We start from the raw sequence: 14,938 nt of genomic DNA, 5'->3' as shown, positions 1-14,938 counted from the left end.
GACGGGGCGCGAAGTCGCCAAACCCGACCCCGTCAGGAACCCACTCCATCCGCCACATGAGCAGTGAAAGGAGCACTCACACTTTGTCCACCGCGCATCAATCGCGCAAATCCCCGTCGCTCGAATGCGACTTCAGGCAGCGTGGCGCGCAGGTCTCGGCCTGCGCCGGCCACGAACAGATCGTCCTCGTCGAACTCGACGGAACCGAGCAGTGGCTGTGCCCCGCGCACGCGGCCGCTGTCTGGCTCACGGACCCGACAATTCGCTTCAGTGCCAAGACCCGGCTGGAAGGCATCTCGGCCGTGATGGGGCAGGCGTTCGGCGGCGGAGGTGGTCTGCGATGACTACCGCCCTTCCGCAGAGCGTTACCGCTCTCGTGGCAAGAGCATCGGAGCCGGATTTCGTGGCCTGGCGCCGGAACATCGTCCGCCTCGGCGGCTGCACCAACCCGATTCACCTTGTCGGTGCAGCAACCGTCTACGACAAGACCACAGGCGCGGCTCTGCTCTCGTACGGGTCGGACGTCTACGGTGGTCGGCTGCTGGCCTCGTGCGGCAACCGGCGTGCGACGGTCTGCCCGGCCTGCTCGGCGGTGTACCGGGCGGACACGTACCAACTCGTCCGGGCCGGGCTCGTCGGCGGCAAGAGCGTTCCGGGGGCGGTGAGTGGTCACCCGCGGGTGTTCGCCACGCTCACCGCCCCCGGGTTCGGGCCGGTCCACTCCCGTCGCGAGCGGGAGGGGCGTGTCTTGCCTTGTCGGCCTCGTCGGGGAGACGGCCACTGTCCGCACGGTGTTCCGGCTGGCTGCCGGGAGCGGCATTCGCTGGTCGATCTGCGTCTCGGTGAACCTCTCTGCCCGCGCTGCTACGACTATGCAGGGGCCGTCCTGTGGCACGCGTTCGCCGGTCGGCTCTGGCATCGGTTCGGGCTGGAGCTGCGGCGGGAGGTTGCCCGGCGGGCCGGGCTGAGCCGTACCGAGTTCGGGGAGGTCGCCCGACTCTCGTACGCGAAGGTGGCGGAGTACCAGCGGCGGGGCCTGGTCCATTTCCACGCCGTGATCCGCCTCGACGGCGGTGACGGCCCCGACACGGTTCCGCCCTACTGGGCAACGGCTCCACTCCTGGCCGACTCCGTCCGGGCAGTGGTCGGACGGGTGGGGCTGATCGGCCCCGGCGCAGGCGTCATCGGTCCGCGGGCGCTGCGCTTCGGCGCTCAGGTCGACGTGCGTCCCGTCACCTCGTACCGGCGGGATGCAGGGGAGCGGCCTACTTACCCGGCTGCCGTGGCGGGCTACATCGCCAAGTACGCCACCAAGGGAGCGGAGTCCGCTGGCGCGGTGGATGGCCGTATCCATCACGCGCGAGAAATGGTCATGCTGCCCGTGCGGGCGCACGTCTTGCGCATGATCGCGACGTGCTGGTGGCTCGGGGGCTTACCGGAGTTCGATTCACTCGGTCTGCGCCGCTGGGCACACATGCTCGGCTACGGCGGTCACTTCTCCACTAAGTCCCGGCGCTACTCGACCACGCTGACCGCTCTCCGCCAGGCGCGCACGGAACACCGGGCGGAGCAGCAAAGAGCCTCTCTCGGGCTGGCCGACCATCCGACGGTCACGGTCGGCCGGTGGCGCTACGCGGGGCGTGGCTACTCGCCGGATGCGGCGCTCCTCGCTGCCTCGGTGCGGGAGGGCGGTGCTTCTCATGGTGCGTGACACGCGTGCGAAGGTGACCGAGCTGCTCACCGTGCGACAGGTGCTCGACGAACTGGGCGGTATATCCCGGCGGACGTTCTACCGCTGGAGGGAGCTCCGCCTGGCGCCGGCCTGCATCCGGCTGCCGAACGGTGAGCTGCGGGTCCGGCGTGACGTGCTCAACGACTGGTTGGAGGAGCGGGCGGAGGGGGCGGCATCATGAAGTCCTACAAGGCTTCCGTGTGGAAGCTGTCGGTCAACAAGACCACCAAGAAGCCGACTTACCTGGTGCGCTGGGTGGTCGACGGACAGCCCTTCAGCGAGTCGCACAAGACCAAGGCGCTGGCCGACCGCTTCCGCGCGAAGCTCGTACGGGCGCTCGACAAGGGCGAGCCGTTCGACACCGTCACCGGACTGCCTGACTCCCTGCGTGGCGGCAAGGCGGCGCTGTCCTTCCTCGACCTGGCGCTCAAGTACGTCGATGCCCGCTGGGTGGAGGCATCCGCGAAGCAGCGGGACAGCATGACCGACGCGCTGGCGACTGTCGTTCCCGTCCTGGTCAAGCCGGGGCGGGGGCGGCCCGCTCCCGAGGTGCTGCGGCGGGCGCTGCGCTCGTACGTCCTGCCCGTGCCGCGAAGGGAACGGGAGCGGCCGGAGGAGATCACCTCTGCCGTGCGGTGGATCGAAAAGGCATCGCTTCCGGTGGGGGAGTTGGTAGAGATCACCCGTGTGCATGAGCTGATCGACGGGCTGAGCCGGAGGCTGGACGGCAAGCCCGCGGCCACTCAGACCTACCGGCGTCGGCGGGCAGTCGTCTTCAACGCACTGGAATTCGCAGTGGAGCTGGAGTACCTCACCTCGAACCCGCTGAGCCGTGTCCGGCGCAAGCGAGGCAAGCGGGCCGTGCAGGAAGTCGATCGCCGAGTGGCGGTCAACCCCCGGCAGGCTCGGGAGCTGCTCACCGCGCTCAGCTACGTGGGCGGGTATGAGCGGGCAAGCGGTCGGCGCCTACGGGCCTTCTTCGGGTGCCTCTACTACGCAGCCATGCGGCCGGGGGAGGCACTCGGCCTTCGCCGCTCCGACTGCACGCTTCCGGCGACGGGCTGGGGGCGCATCGAGTTGGCAGAGACGCGTCCGACAGCAGGCAAGGCGTGGACCGACTCCGGTGAGGCGCACGATCGACGAGGGCTGAAGCAGCGGGCCCAGGGCGAGGTGCGCACCGTGCCGATTCCACCCCCGCTCGTGCGGCTGCTCCTCGACCACCTGGACGAGTTCGGCACGGCGGAGGATGGACGGCTGTTCGCCAGCGAGCGGGGCAATGTCGTCGCGGCCTCGTCGTACTCGCGGGTGTGGAAGCAGGCTCGGGAGCTGGCGCTTACGCCGCATCAGGTGTCCTCGGTCCTCGCCTTCCGGCCGTACGACCTTCGGCACGCAGGTGTCTCCCAGTGGCTCAACTCGGGAGTGCCTGCCCCTGAGGTCGCCGCTCGTGCCGGCCACTCGGTGGACGTCCTCCTGAAGATCTACGCCAAGTGCATCGACGGCCAGGAGCAGGAGATGAACGACCGGATCATGCAAGGGCTCGGAGAGGACGACACCGCGAGCTGAAGTCGAGCGAGACCAACGGACGGAAGCCCCGGAGAGATCCGGGGCTTCCGTCCGTCCACGAATAGTCCACAGAGCTACGTTGAGAGCGGGCAGAATCCCCGCTGACCTGCTGCGGAAGCGTCCAAGATCAACACGCTATTACAGCGTGGTTGGTGGCAAACGGCTGCTTCCGGCGGCATCCGCCTGCACATACGCGAAGACCCCGTCCTCAGCGAACTCGCTGATGGCGGGGTCTTTGGGCACCTACTACAAGGTGCCCCCGGCAGGATTCGAACCTGCGCACACGGCTCCGGAGGCCGTTGCTCTATCCCCTGAGCTACGGGGGCGTGTCGGGCGCTTGATCGGCGGCGACGGGTAGAACCCTACCAGCTTGGTCGGGGTGTTCATGAACGTGTTTTGGGGGGTGGGTCGCCCGCACGGGGTGGAAGTGGGCAAAACCCGGACGCGGTGGCCGGTCCGGACCTACTCTCGGAGTTGTGCCAGGCGCTTCGGGCCGTGTGCTTGTTGTGGACGACAACAAGGTCATCCGGCAGTTGATCAGGGTCAATCTCGAGCTGGAGGGCCTCGAGGTCGTGACCGCGGCCGATGGTGCCGAGTGTCTGGATGTCGTTCATCAGGTGCGTCCGGATGTCGTCACCCTCGATGTCGTCATGCCCCGGCTGGACGGGCTGCGCACCGCGGCCCGGCTCCGTGCCGATCCCCGGACCCGGGACCTGCCCCTCGCGATAGTCAGCGCCTGTACGCAGGACGAGGTCGACAGCGGGCTCGACGTCGGCGTCGACGCCTTCCTCGCCAAGCCCTTCGAACCCGCCGAACTCGTCAGCCTCGTACAGGAACTGATGGAGCGGGGGCGGTGTCGGGAGAGCGGGGCCTGGGCGGGGGCCGGGGACGCCGGGCGGGGCGGTGGCTGAACCGGCGTCGGGGTGAGTGTCCGCCTCGCCTCCGCACGGGGTGTCTCGTTTCACCGTCCATATGTCGGACCATCGCCCAAACCCGCTCGCATACCCACCCCCCTCCTCCCATACGCTGGTCCCGTGACCCCCGTCGAGCTCTCCCGCACCGTGCTGCGCGCGGTGCGTCGTGCTGTCGACGAGGGGGAGCTGCGGGTCGCCGTGCCGGAGCGGGTGCTGGTCACCGCGCCCGGCCCCGGGGGGTGCGGGGACTACGCCACCAATGTCGCGCTCCGGCTGGCCGGGCCGGCCGGGCAGCCTCCGCGGCGGGTCGCCGAGATCCTGCGGCTCCATCTGGTCGAGGCCGACGGAGTCGCCGACGTCGTCGTCACCGGGCCCGGGTTCCTCAACTTCAGCCTCGACGACGGCACCGCGTCCGGCGCCCTCGTCGAGGAGATCCTGCGGCGCGGACCGCGCCACGGCTTCGCCGACGGGCCCAGCGGGGACGTCGTACAGCTGCACTGTCCGCGGGAGGTCCGGGCCGTCGTGGTCATGGACGCCGTGGCCCGGCTGCTGCGGTCGCAGGGCGCGCTGGTGCGCGCCGGCTGCGAGGGGCCGCCGGAGCCCGCCTGGGCGGAGGTGCTCGGCACACGCGTCGACGCGCACGGGCGGCCCGGCGCGCCCGCGCCGCTCGACGTCACCGTGCGGCCCGTGCCGGCGCCCGCCGATCCGTGCCCGCTCGGACGTGACGCCGCCCGCTGGGCGCTGCTCCACCCGGCCGCCCACGACCGGCCCCGCATCACCGACGAGCACCTCGCCCAGCGCGAGGCCAACCCCCTCTTCCGGGTGCGCTACGCCCACGCCCGCACCCGCGCCGCCACCCGCAACGCCGCCGACCTCGGCTTCTCGGCGCAGCCGGGGCCCCTGCCGGACTCCGAAGGGGCGCACGCCCTGGTCGCCGCCCTCGGCGACCACCCCCGCACCCTCGCCGCCGCCGCGGCGCACCGCGCTCCCGACCGTCTCGCCCGGCACCTCGTCAACGTCGCCGATGCCGTACTCCCGCTGCTGCCCGCCGTGCTGCCGCGCGGTGCGGAGAAACCCTCGGCCGCCCACCGCGCCCGGCTCGCGCTCGCCGAAGCCGCCGGGGCGGTGCTGGCCGGTGGCCTGACCCTGCTCGGCATCGACGCACCCGAACACATCTGAGGAAGCCACCACAGCCATGAGCCGTTCCGCACACCCCGCCGGGCCCCGCCACGCCGACGTCCTCCCCGAGGGGCACTACTCCGGTCCGCCGGCCGACCTCAACGCCCTCGACGCGAAGGTGTGGGCCCAGACCGTCGGCCGCGGCGAGGACGGTGTGGTCACCGTCGGCGGGATCGACGTGAACCGGATCGCCGAGGAGTTCGGCACCCCCGCCTACGTCGTCGACGAGGCCGACTTCCGGGCCCGGGCGCGCGCCTGGCGCTCCGCCTTCGGCACGGAGGCCGACGTCTTCTACGCGGGCAAGGCGTTCCTGTCCCGGGCCGTCGTGCGCTGGCTGCACGAGGAGGGGCTCAACCTCGACGTGTGCTCCGGCGGCGAGCTGGCCACCGCGCTGTCGGCCGGGATGCCCGCCGACCGCATCGCCTTCCACGGCAACAACAAGTCGCCCGAGGAGATCGAGCGGGCCGTCCGCGCCGGGGTCGGACGGATCGTCCTGGACTCCTTCCAGGAGATCGTCCGGGTCGCGCACATCGCCCGCGAGCTCGGCCGGCGCCAGCGCGTGCAGATCCGTATCACCGTCGGCGTCGAGGCCCACACCCACGAGTTCATCGCCACCGCGCACGAGGACCAGAAGTTCGGCATCCCGCTCGCCGGGGGGCAGGCCGCGGAGGCGGTGCGGCGGGCGCTCCAGCTCGACGGGCTCGAACTCATCGGCATCCACTCCCACATCGGCTCGCAGATCTTCGACATGAGCGGCTTCGAGGTCGCCGCCCACCGGGTCGTCGGGCTGCTGAAGGACATCCGGGACGAGCACGGCGTCGAACTGCCCGAGATCGACCTCGGCGGCGGCCTCGGCATCGCGTACACCAGCGACGACGACCCCCGCGAGCCGCACGAGATCGCCAAGGCGCTCACCGAGATCGTCACCCGTGAGTGCGAGTCCGCCAAGCTGCGCACCCCGCGGATCTCGGTCGAGCCCGGCCGCGCCATCGTCGGCCCGACCGCGTTCACGCTCTACGAGGTCGGCACCCTCAAGCCCCTCGACGGGCTGCGCACCTATGTCTCCGTCGACGGCGGCATGTCCGACAACATCCGCACCGCGCTCTACGACGCCGAGTACAGCGTCTCCCTCGTCTCCCGCACCTCCGACGCCGAGCCGATGCTCGCGCGCGTCGTCGGCAAGCACTGCGAGAGCGGGGACATCGTGGTGCGGGACGCGTTCCTGCCCTCGGACCTGGCGCCGGGCGACCTGATCGCCGTACCGGCGACGGGCGCCTACTGCCGGTCGATGGCCAGCAACTACAACCACGTACCGCGGCCGCCCGTCGTGGCCGTGCGCGACGGCGAGGCCCGGGTGATCGTCCGCCGGGAGACGGAGGAGGACCTCCTGCGTCTCGACGTCGGCTGAGTCCGGGCCGGCCCCGGCCCGGGTAACGAGGGCCGGACGGAAGATCTTCCGTCCCGGCCTGCCAACATAATGAAATAGACATCTCACGATCCGGACCGGGGGCAGAAACTCCGGTCCGGTGAGTGAGACTGGTCCCACCGCAGAAGGTAAAGGAAACGAGGTCGGATGATGCGTACGCGTCCGCTGAAGGTGGCGCTGCTGGGCTGTGGAGTGGTCGGCTCAGAGGTGGCGCGCATCATGACGACGCACGCCGACGACCTCGCCGCGCGCATCGGCGCCCCCGTGGAGCTGGCCGGCGTCGCGGTACGGCGGCCCGACAAGGTGCGCGAGGGCATCGCGCGGGAGCTGATCACCACCGACGCCACCGCGCTCGTCAAACGCGGCGACATCGACGTGGTCGTCGAGGTCATCGGCGGCATCGAGCCCGCCCGCTCGCTCATCACCACCGCCATCGAGCACGGCGCCTCCGTCGTCTCCGCCAACAAGGCCCTCCTCGCCCAGGACGGCGCCAACCTGCACGCCGTCGCGGAGTCCAACGGCAAGGACCTCTACTACGAGGCCGCCGTCGCAGGCGCCATCCCGCTGATCCGCCCGCTGCGCGAGTCCCTCGCCGGGGACAAGGTCAACCGGGTGCTCGGCATCGTCAACGGCACCACCAACTTCATCCTCGACAAGATGGACTCCACCGGCGCGGGCTACCAGGAGGCCCTCGACGAGGCCACCGCCCTCGGGTACGCCGAGGCCGACCCCACCGCCGACGTGGAGGGGTTCGACGCCGCCGCCAAGGCCGCGATCCTCGCCGGCATCGCCTTCCACACCCGGGTCCGCCTCGACGACGTCTACCGCGAGGGCATGACCGAGGTGACCGCGGCCGACTTCGCCTCCGCCAAGGGCATGGGCTGCACCATCAAGCTCCTCGCCATCTGCGAGCGGGCCGGCGACGGCGCCTCCGTCACCGCGCGCGTGCACCCCGCGATGATCCCGCTGAGCCACCCGCTCGCCTCCGTGCGCGGCGCCTACAACGCCGTGTTCGTCGAGTCCGACGCCTCCGGCCAGCTCATGTTCTACGGCCCCGGCGCGGGCGGCGCCCCGACCGCCTCCGCCGTCCTCGGCGACCTCGTCGCCGTCTGCCGCAACCGGCTCAGCGGCACCACCGGACCCGGCGAGTCCGCCTACGCCGCCCTGCCCGTCTCCGGCATGGGCGATGTCGTCACGCGCTACCACATCAGCCTCGACGTCGCCGACAAGCCGGGTGTGCTCGCCCAGGTGGCGACCGTCTTCGCCGAGCACGGTGTCTCCATCGACACCGTCCGGCAGCAGGGCAAGGACGGCGAGGCGTCCCTCGTCGTAGTGACGCACCGTGCGTCCGACGCGGCCCTCGGCGGCACCGTCGAGGCGCTGCGCAAGCTCGACACCGTGCGTGGTGTCGCCAGCATCATGCGGGTCGAAGGAGAGTAACCAGCAATGACTCACCAGTGGCGCGGAATCATCGAGGAGTACCGGGACCGGCTGCCGGTCACGGAGGCCACGCCGGTCGTGACGCTGCGCGAGGGCGGTACGCCGCTCGTGCCCGCACAGGTGCTCTCCGAGCGCACGGGCTGCGAGGTCCACCTGAAGGTGGAGGGCGCCAACCCCACCGGCTCCTTCAAGGACCGCGGCATGACCATGGCCATCACGCGGGCCAAGGAGGAGGGCGCGAAGGCCGTCATCTGCGCCTCCACCGGCAACACCTCGGCGTCCGCCGCCGCGTACGCCGTCCGCGCGGGAATGGTTTCGGCCGTTCTAGTCCCGCAGGGCAAGATCGCGCTCGGCAAGATGGGCCAGGCCCTGGTGCACGGCGCGAAGATCCTCCAGGTCGACGGGAACTTCGACGACTGCCTCGCCCTCGCCCGTTCGCTGAGCGACAACTACCCGGTGGCGCTGGTCAATTCGGTCAACCCGGTACGTATCGAGGGTCAGAAGACGGCCGCCTTCGAGATCGTGGACATGCTCGGCGACGCCCCCGACATCCACGTCCTGCCGGTCGGCAACGCGGGCAACATCACCGCGTACTGGAAGGGTTACACCGAGTACGCGGCCGACGGTGTCTCGAAGCGGACCCCGCGCATGTGGGGGTTCCAGGCCTCCGGCTCCGCGCCGATCGTGCGCGGCGAGGTCGTCAAGGACCCCTCGACGATCGCCACCGCGATCCGCATCGGCAACCCCGCCTCCTGGCAGTACGCGCTCGCGGCCCGGGACGAGTCCGGCGGCCGCATCGACGAGGTGACGGACCGTGAGATCCTGCGCGCCTACCGGCTGTTGGCCGCCCAGGAGGGCGTCTTCGTGGAGCCGGCCTCGGCCGCGTCCGTCGCCGGTCTGCTGAAGGCCGCCGAGCAGGGCCTGGTCGACCCGGGCCAGCGGATCGTGTGCACCGTGACCGGCAACGGCCTCAAGGACCCGGACTGGGCCGTCGCGGGCGCCCCGCAGCCGGTCACCGTCCCCGTCGACGCGGCGACGGCCGCCGAGCGGCTCGGCCTGGCCTGAGCGGACGGCACGGGGGTGCACGGGGGGCTTACGACACGCATCGTGCGCCTCCTGTGCGCCCTATGTCGCCACTGAACCTTCCTTGGATACGCTGTACCGAACCCGCCCGCCGCATATGCCCGAGCATCCGGCGGGGCGCCGCGCCGTTTCCACGGCCCGGGGGTCTCCCACCACGTATCGAATGTCTTCGACCATCACGCAGCTCAAGGAGAGTCATCGAGAGATGGCCGGTCCCGCCTTCCGCGCCGCCGCAGTACGGGTGCGCGTCCCCGCCACCAGTGCCAACCTCGGCCCGGGCTTCGACGCCCTGGGCCTGTCACTGGGGCTCTACGACGACGTAGTCGTCCGGGTGGCCGACTCCGGGCTGCACATCGACATCGCGGGTGAGGGCAGCGAAACGCTTCCCCGCGACGAGAGTCATCTGCTCGTCCGCTCCCTGCGCACCGCCTTCGACCTGCTGGGCGGACAGCCGCGCGGGCTGGAGATCGTCTGCGCCAACCGCATCCCGCACGGCCGCGGCCTCGGCTCCTCCTCCGCCGCCATCTGCGCGGGCATCGTCGCCGCGCGTGCCGTGACCATAGGGGGCGAGTCCCGGCTCGACGACGCGGCCCTGCTGGAGCTCGCCACCGAGATCGAGGGCCACCCCGACAACGTCGCGGCCTGTCTGCTCGGCGGTTTCACGCTCTCCTGGATGGAGGCCGGCGCCGCCCGCGGGATCAGGATGGACCCCGCCGATTCCATCGTTCCGGTGGTTTTCGTGCCCGGGAAGCCGGTCCTCACCGAGACCGCGCGCGGCCTTCTCCCGCGCACCGTCCCGCACGTCGACGCCGCCACCAACGCGGGCCGTGCCGCCCTGCTCGTCGAGGCCCTCACCCGGCGCCCCGAGCTGCTGCTGCCCGCCACCGAGGACCGTCTCCACCAGGAGTACCGCGCGCCGGCCATGCCGGAGAGCGCGGCGCTGGTGGAACGGCTGCGGGCCGACGGGATCCCGGCGGTCATCTCCGGAGCGGGACCCACCGTGCTGGCGCTGGCGGATGCCGCGAGCGCCGACAAGGTGGCCGATCTGGCGGGCGAGGGCTGGGCCGCCAACCGGCTGGAACTCGACGCCCGGGGTGCGAGCGTGCTGCCGCTCGCACCCTCCGGCGACCTCTGAACGCATGCGGTTGCCGGATTTCGAGAGGGGGAATGTTTGTTGGATCCGGTAGTGTTAATCTCAAGTCTGCACCCGACCCCACCATGGCGAGGTGCTTTGTGTCCCCGTCCGGGACAGACATTCTTCCGGGAGCCTCCCAAGTCGCCCTGTGTTCCGTACGACGTACGCGGGCAGTACCTCGTACACGAGCATTGAGCGACTCGCCGGGCACGCTCCGGAACCGGTGCGACCAAGCCACGTGACACGGACAAGCGGTGTCACGGCTTTGGGAAGCGCCATCACCGATATTTTCTTCCGCCGCTTAGGCGGACCACCGCCCCGGCCGGTCCATGACAGGGACCAAGGCCGGACAGCACAACCGGTCGCCGAGCCAGACAGGCCGACGTCCGCTCCAGGGAAGGACCCTTCGTGAGCGACACCACCGATCTGATGGGCGCACGTGTCGAGGAGACCGCTGCCGCGCCCGCCACGGACGCCTCCGCGCCTGCCACCGGTGCCGGCTCCCGGCGGCGCCGCGGTACCGGCCTCGAGGGCATGGTGCTGGCCGAGCTGCAGCAGGTCGCATCCGGCCTCGGCATCAGGGGCACCGCGCGTATGCGCAAGAGCCAGCTGATCGAGGTCATCAAGGAGGCGCAGGCGGGAGGGGGCGCCCCGGCCAAGACCGCCGAGGCGGCCACCGAGACCAAGCCGAAGCGCCGGGCCACCTCCAAGGCCCGTACGGGTGACGAGGCCCCCGCCAAGAAGGCGGCGAAGGCCGAGACGCCCGCCGAGCAGGCCGTGGCGCAGCAGCAGATCGAGATCCCCGGCCAGCCCGCCGGTTCCTCCCGGACGGGCGCGGCCGAGCGTACGGACGAGAGCGGCACGGACGAGGCCCCGGCCGAGCGCCGTCGCCGCCGGGCCACCGCCGAGGCCGGCGCCCCCGCGGCCGCCGCGCCGGAGACGGTCGCCGCCGAGGCCAGGAACGAGCCGAAGGCCGAGACGTCCGCGCAGCCGCAGGGCGACGCCGACGGCGGCGAGGGCCGTCGTCGCGACCGCCGTGAGCGCGGCCGGGACCGCGACCGCGGTGACCGCGGTGGCGACCGTGGCGGGGACCGCGGTGGTGACCGCGGCGACCGTCGCAAGAGCGACGACCAGCAGGGCGGCCAGCGCGGCGGACAGCAGCAGGGCCAGCAGCAGGGCGGCGGCCGCCAGGACCGCAACAACGGCCCGCAGGACGACGACGACTTCGACGGCGGACGCCGTGGCCGTCGGGGCCGCTACCGCGACCGCCGTGGCCGTCGCGGCCGCGACGAGGTGCAGGAGCCGCAGGTCGCCGACGACGACGTGCTGATCCCCGTCGCCGGCATCCTCGACATCCTCGACAACTACGCGTTCATCCGGACCTCCGGCTACCTGCCCGGCCCGAACGACGTGTACGTCTCCCTCGCCCAGGTCCGCAAGAACGGCCTGCGCAAGGGCGACCACGTCACCGGCGCGGTCCGCCAGCCCAAGGAGGGTGAGCGCCGCGAGAAGTTCAACGCGCTGGTCCGCCTGGACTCCGTCAACGGCATGGCGCCCGAACACGGCCGCGGCCGCCCGGAGTTCAACAAGCTGACCCCGCTCTACCCGCAGGACCGCCTCCGTCTGGAGACGGACCCGGGCGTGCTCACCACCCGCATCATCGACCTCGTGTCGCCGATCGGTAAGGGTCAGCGCGGTCTGATCGTGGCCCCGCCGAAGACCGGCAAGACCATGATCATGCAGGCGATCGCCAACGCGATCACCCACAACAACCCCGAGTGCCACCTGATGGTCGTCCTGGTCGACGAGCGTCCGGAAGAGGTCACCGACATGCAGCGGTCGGTCAAGGGCGAGGTCATCTCCTCGACCTTCGACCGCCCGGCCGAGGACCACACCACGGTCGCCGAGCTGGCCATCGAGCGCGCCAAGCGTCTGGTGGAGCTGGGCCACGACGTCGTCGTGCTGCTCGACTCGATCACGCGTCTGGGCCGTGCCTACAACCTGGCGGCGCCGGCCTCCGGCCGCATCCTGTCCGGTGGTGTCGACTCCACCGCCCTGTACCCGCCGAAGCGCTTCTTCGGTGCGGCCCGCAACATCGAGGACGGCGGCTCGCTGACCATCCTCGCCACCGCGCTGGTGGACACCGGGTCCCGCATGGACGAGGTGATCTTCGAGGAGTTCAAGGGCACCGGCAACATGGAGCTCAAGCTCGACCGCAAGCTCGCCGACAAGCGCATCTTCCCGGCGGTGGACGTGGACGCGTCCGGTACCCGTAAGGAAGAGATCCTGCTCGGCAACGAGGAGCTCGCGGTCGTCTGGAAGCTGCGCCGGGTGCTGCACGCGCTCGACCAGCAGCAGGCCATCGAGCTGCTCCTCGACAAGATGAAGCAGACGAAGTCGAACGGCGAGTTCCTGATGCAGATCCAGAAGACGACGCCGACGCCCGGCAACGGTGACTGACCGACGCCGGTAAGCAGTACGCAAGAGGGCCGCCCCTGCCCAAGGGCGGCCCTCTTCGCTGTCAGCGCACCGGGGTAGGATCTCGCTCTTCGAACTTGTGATCCCGAGGGGGGACATTCGTGGGTACACCCATGTCCGGGGGCGGACGGCACAGACGCCGGATACGGATCGCCCTGCCCGTCGCCGCGGCCGGTGTGGCCGCCGCCGTCGGCGCCGCGCTGCTCACCGCTTCCGCGGGCGCGGCCACCGCGCAGCCCAGCCCGCCCGCCGTACAGGCGGCCGGCTCTCCCTCGCTCGCCGAACTCCAGCAGCGGATCGCGGGCGCCTCGGCCGGCGACGACACCGCGGGCGACGCCTCGGCCAAGTCCTCGTACAGCGGCTCCGGCACGGTCGACGCGAAGATCATCGGCGGTTCCACCACGAGTATCAGCACCGCGCCCTGGATGGCGCAGCTCTGGTACTACGACGAGGCCAACGACCTCGGCTTCTTCTGCGGCGGCGCGGTCGTCTCGCCGACGAAGATCCTCACCGCCGCGCACTGCGTCCAGGGCTACAACTGGAAGGCGTACGGCGCGATCGTCACCGGCGCCACCCAGCTGCCCACCGGCAGCGACCTGCACGGCGGCACCGCGACGGCGCCCCTGCGCCAGTGGAACCACCCCTCCTACAGCGCGCGGACGATCGACAACGACATCGCGGTGATCACCCTGGCCAACCCGGTCAAGGCCACCCCGATCCGGATGACGACGTCCACCGACACCGCCTCCTACGCGGCCGGCACCAGCGCCAAGGTCTACGGCTGGGGCCGTACCAGCTCCACCACGCAGGACATCTCCCAGACGCTGAAGACGGCCACCCTGCCGATCCAGTCGGACGCCACCTGCAGCGGCGCGTACGGCGCCGACTTCGCCAAGGGCCACATGGTCTGCGCCGGCAAGCCCGCCAGCGGCAGCGACAGCGGCACCACCTCCGCCTGCAACGGTGACTCCGGCGGCCCGCTCGTGGTGAACAACCGCATCGTGGGCGTCGTCTCCTGGGGTGTGGAGGACTGCGTCGCCAAGGGCGCCTACAGCGTCTTCGCCAAGGTCAGCACCTATGTCGGCGCGGCCTACCCGCGCGTGGACGACGGCAACCTGAGCATGGACCACAAGGCCGACCTGTGGGTGCGCAACTCCTCCACCAAGACCGGCTACCAGAAGAACTCCACGGGCAGCGGCTTCGGCGCCCGTGAGTCCTGGGGCAACTGGAGCGCCTTCAACGTCGTCCTGCAGAACGACCTGAACCGCGACGGCTTCCAGGACCTGCTGGTCCGCCGCAGCTCCGACGGCGACGTCTTCTGGAAGCACTGGGTGCCCGCCAGCGGCTCCTGGGCCACCACGAAGGTCGCCGACAACTGGAAGACCCGCACCCGCATCCTCGTCCCCGGTGACCTCACCGGCGACTGGCTGCCCGACATGGTCTCCGTGGACTCCGCCGGCAAGGCGTGGCTCTACGCCGGCAAGGGCAACGGCACCTTCTCCTCCCGGGTGCAGATCGGCACCGGCAGCGGCTGGAACCAGTACAACGCCGTGATCGGTCACGGCGACTTCTCCGGCGACGGCAGGGCCGACCTGATCGCCCGCACGGGCAGCAACGGCTACGTCTACCTGTACAAGGGCACCGGGAAGTCCTCCGCGCCGTTCTCCACCCGGGTCAAGGTGCGCGCCTGGAGCAGCTCCTCGTACAACAAGCTCGCCGTCGTCGGCGACGTCAGCGGGGACGGCAGGGCCGACCTCCTGGCCCGTACGCCCGGCGGCACGCTCTACCTGTACAAGGGCACCGGCAAGGCCACCAGCGAGATCTTCGCCACAAGGGTGTCGGTCGGCACCGATTTCAAGCAGTACGACATCTTCGGCTGACATCGCAGGTGAACGGGGCCTTCGCCCGTTCTCACCCGGCACGCACCGTGGCCGCCCTTTCACAGGGCGGCCACAGTGCGTTGTGCAACCGTTTCCCGGGTTTCGCCG

The 14,938-nt window shown here is 70.9% G+C and carries 11 protein-coding genes, 1 tRNA gene and 1 pseudogene; 12 read left to right on the top strand and 1 reads right to left on the bottom strand.

The features are described from left to right. Positions 1-83 precede the first annotated feature (83 nt). Genes ABT296_RS04485 through ABT296_RS04470 form a run of 4 tightly spaced genes read left to right on the top strand, consistent with a single transcriptional unit; the run spans position 84 to position 3,295 of the window. A complete protein-coding gene (locus ABT296_RS04485; protein WP_351923105.1) occupies positions 84-344 on the top strand; it encodes a hypothetical protein in 261 nt (86 codons plus the stop codon). Then, positions 341-1,711: a replication initiator gene (locus ABT296_RS04480; protein WP_351923103.1), complete on the top strand. Its 1,371-nt coding sequence runs from the start codon at positions 341-343 to the stop codon at positions 1,709-1,711. Before ABT296_RS04485 ends, ABT296_RS04480 begins: the two co-directional genes overlap by 4 nt. After that, the gene (locus tag ABT296_RS04475; protein WP_351923101.1) at positions 1,701-1,913 is read left to right on the top strand and encodes a helix-turn-helix transcriptional regulator; all 213 of its coding nucleotides are present in this window, start codon (positions 1,701-1,703) and stop codon (positions 1,911-1,913) included. The genes ABT296_RS04480 and ABT296_RS04475 overlap by 11 nt, the downstream gene beginning before the upstream one ends. Further along, entirely contained in the window at positions 1,910-3,295 is a 1,386-nt protein-coding gene (locus tag ABT296_RS04470; protein WP_351923099.1) for a tyrosine-type recombinase/integrase, read from the top strand. The genes ABT296_RS04475 and ABT296_RS04470 overlap by 4 nt, the downstream gene beginning before the upstream one ends. A 254-nt stretch (positions 3,296-3,549) precedes the next feature. Here the strand turns inward: ABT296_RS04470 and ABT296_RS04465 are convergent. Continuing rightward, positions 3,550-3,621 (bottom strand) — tRNA-Arg (locus tag ABT296_RS04465). Positions 3,622-3,680: 59 nt separating this feature from the next. Between ABT296_RS04465 and ABT296_RS04460 the strand changes: the two are divergent. The 8 genes and pseudogenes from ABT296_RS04460 to ABT296_RS04425 all read left to right on the top strand — a co-directional run bounded on the left by ABT296_RS04460 (position 3,681) and on the right by ABT296_RS04425 (position 14,830). Continuing rightward, positions 3,681-4,206 (top strand): annotated as a pseudogene (locus ABT296_RS04460) (response regulator). Positions 4,207-4,329: 123 nt separating this feature from the next. Next, entirely contained in the window at positions 4,330-5,388 is a 1,059-nt protein-coding gene (gene nrtL, locus ABT296_RS04455) for an ArgS-related anticodon-binding protein NrtL (protein WP_351923097.1), read from the top strand. A gap of 16 nt (positions 5,389-5,404) precedes the next feature. Next, positions 5,405-6,796: a diaminopimelate decarboxylase gene (gene lysA, locus ABT296_RS04450; RefSeq protein ID WP_351923095.1), complete on the top strand. Its 1,392-nt coding sequence runs from the start codon at positions 5,405-5,407 to the stop codon at positions 6,794-6,796. Positions 6,797-6,961: 165 nt separating this feature from the next. Next, a complete protein-coding gene (locus ABT296_RS04445) occupies positions 6,962-8,254 on the top strand; it encodes a homoserine dehydrogenase (RefSeq protein ID WP_351923093.1) in 1,293 nt (430 codons plus the stop codon). Between the two features lie 6 nt (positions 8,255-8,260). Further along, positions 8,261-9,319 (top strand): threonine synthase, encoded by a 1,059-nt coding sequence (gene thrC, locus ABT296_RS04440; protein WP_351923091.1) that lies wholly within the window; start codon positions 8,261-8,263, stop codon positions 9,317-9,319. 223 nt (positions 9,320-9,542) lie between these two features. Next, on the top strand, positions 9,543-10,472 hold the full coding sequence (gene thrB / locus ABT296_RS04435) for a homoserine kinase (protein WP_351923561.1): 930 nt from the start codon (positions 9,543-9,545) through the stop codon (positions 10,470-10,472). A 408-nt stretch (positions 10,473-10,880) separates the two neighbouring features. Next, a complete protein-coding gene (rho, locus tag ABT296_RS04430) occupies positions 10,881-12,932 on the top strand; it encodes a transcription termination factor Rho (RefSeq protein WP_351923089.1) in 2,052 nt (683 codons plus the stop codon). A 131-nt stretch (positions 12,933-13,063) separates the two neighbouring features. Beyond that, on the top strand, positions 13,064-14,830 hold the full coding sequence (locus tag ABT296_RS04425) for a trypsin-like serine protease (protein ID WP_351923559.1): 1,767 nt from the start codon (positions 13,064-13,066) through the stop codon (positions 14,828-14,830). Positions 14,831-14,938 lie beyond the last annotated feature (108 nt).

The sequence above is a fragment of the Streptomyces sp. NPDC000983 genome, from assembly GCF_040299205.1.
GTDB lineage: Bacteria > Actinomycetota > Actinomycetes > Streptomycetales > Streptomycetaceae > Streptomyces.
The sequence above is the reverse complement of the archived record's forward strand: the minus strand, read 5'-3'. Positions and strand labels throughout refer to the sequence as shown.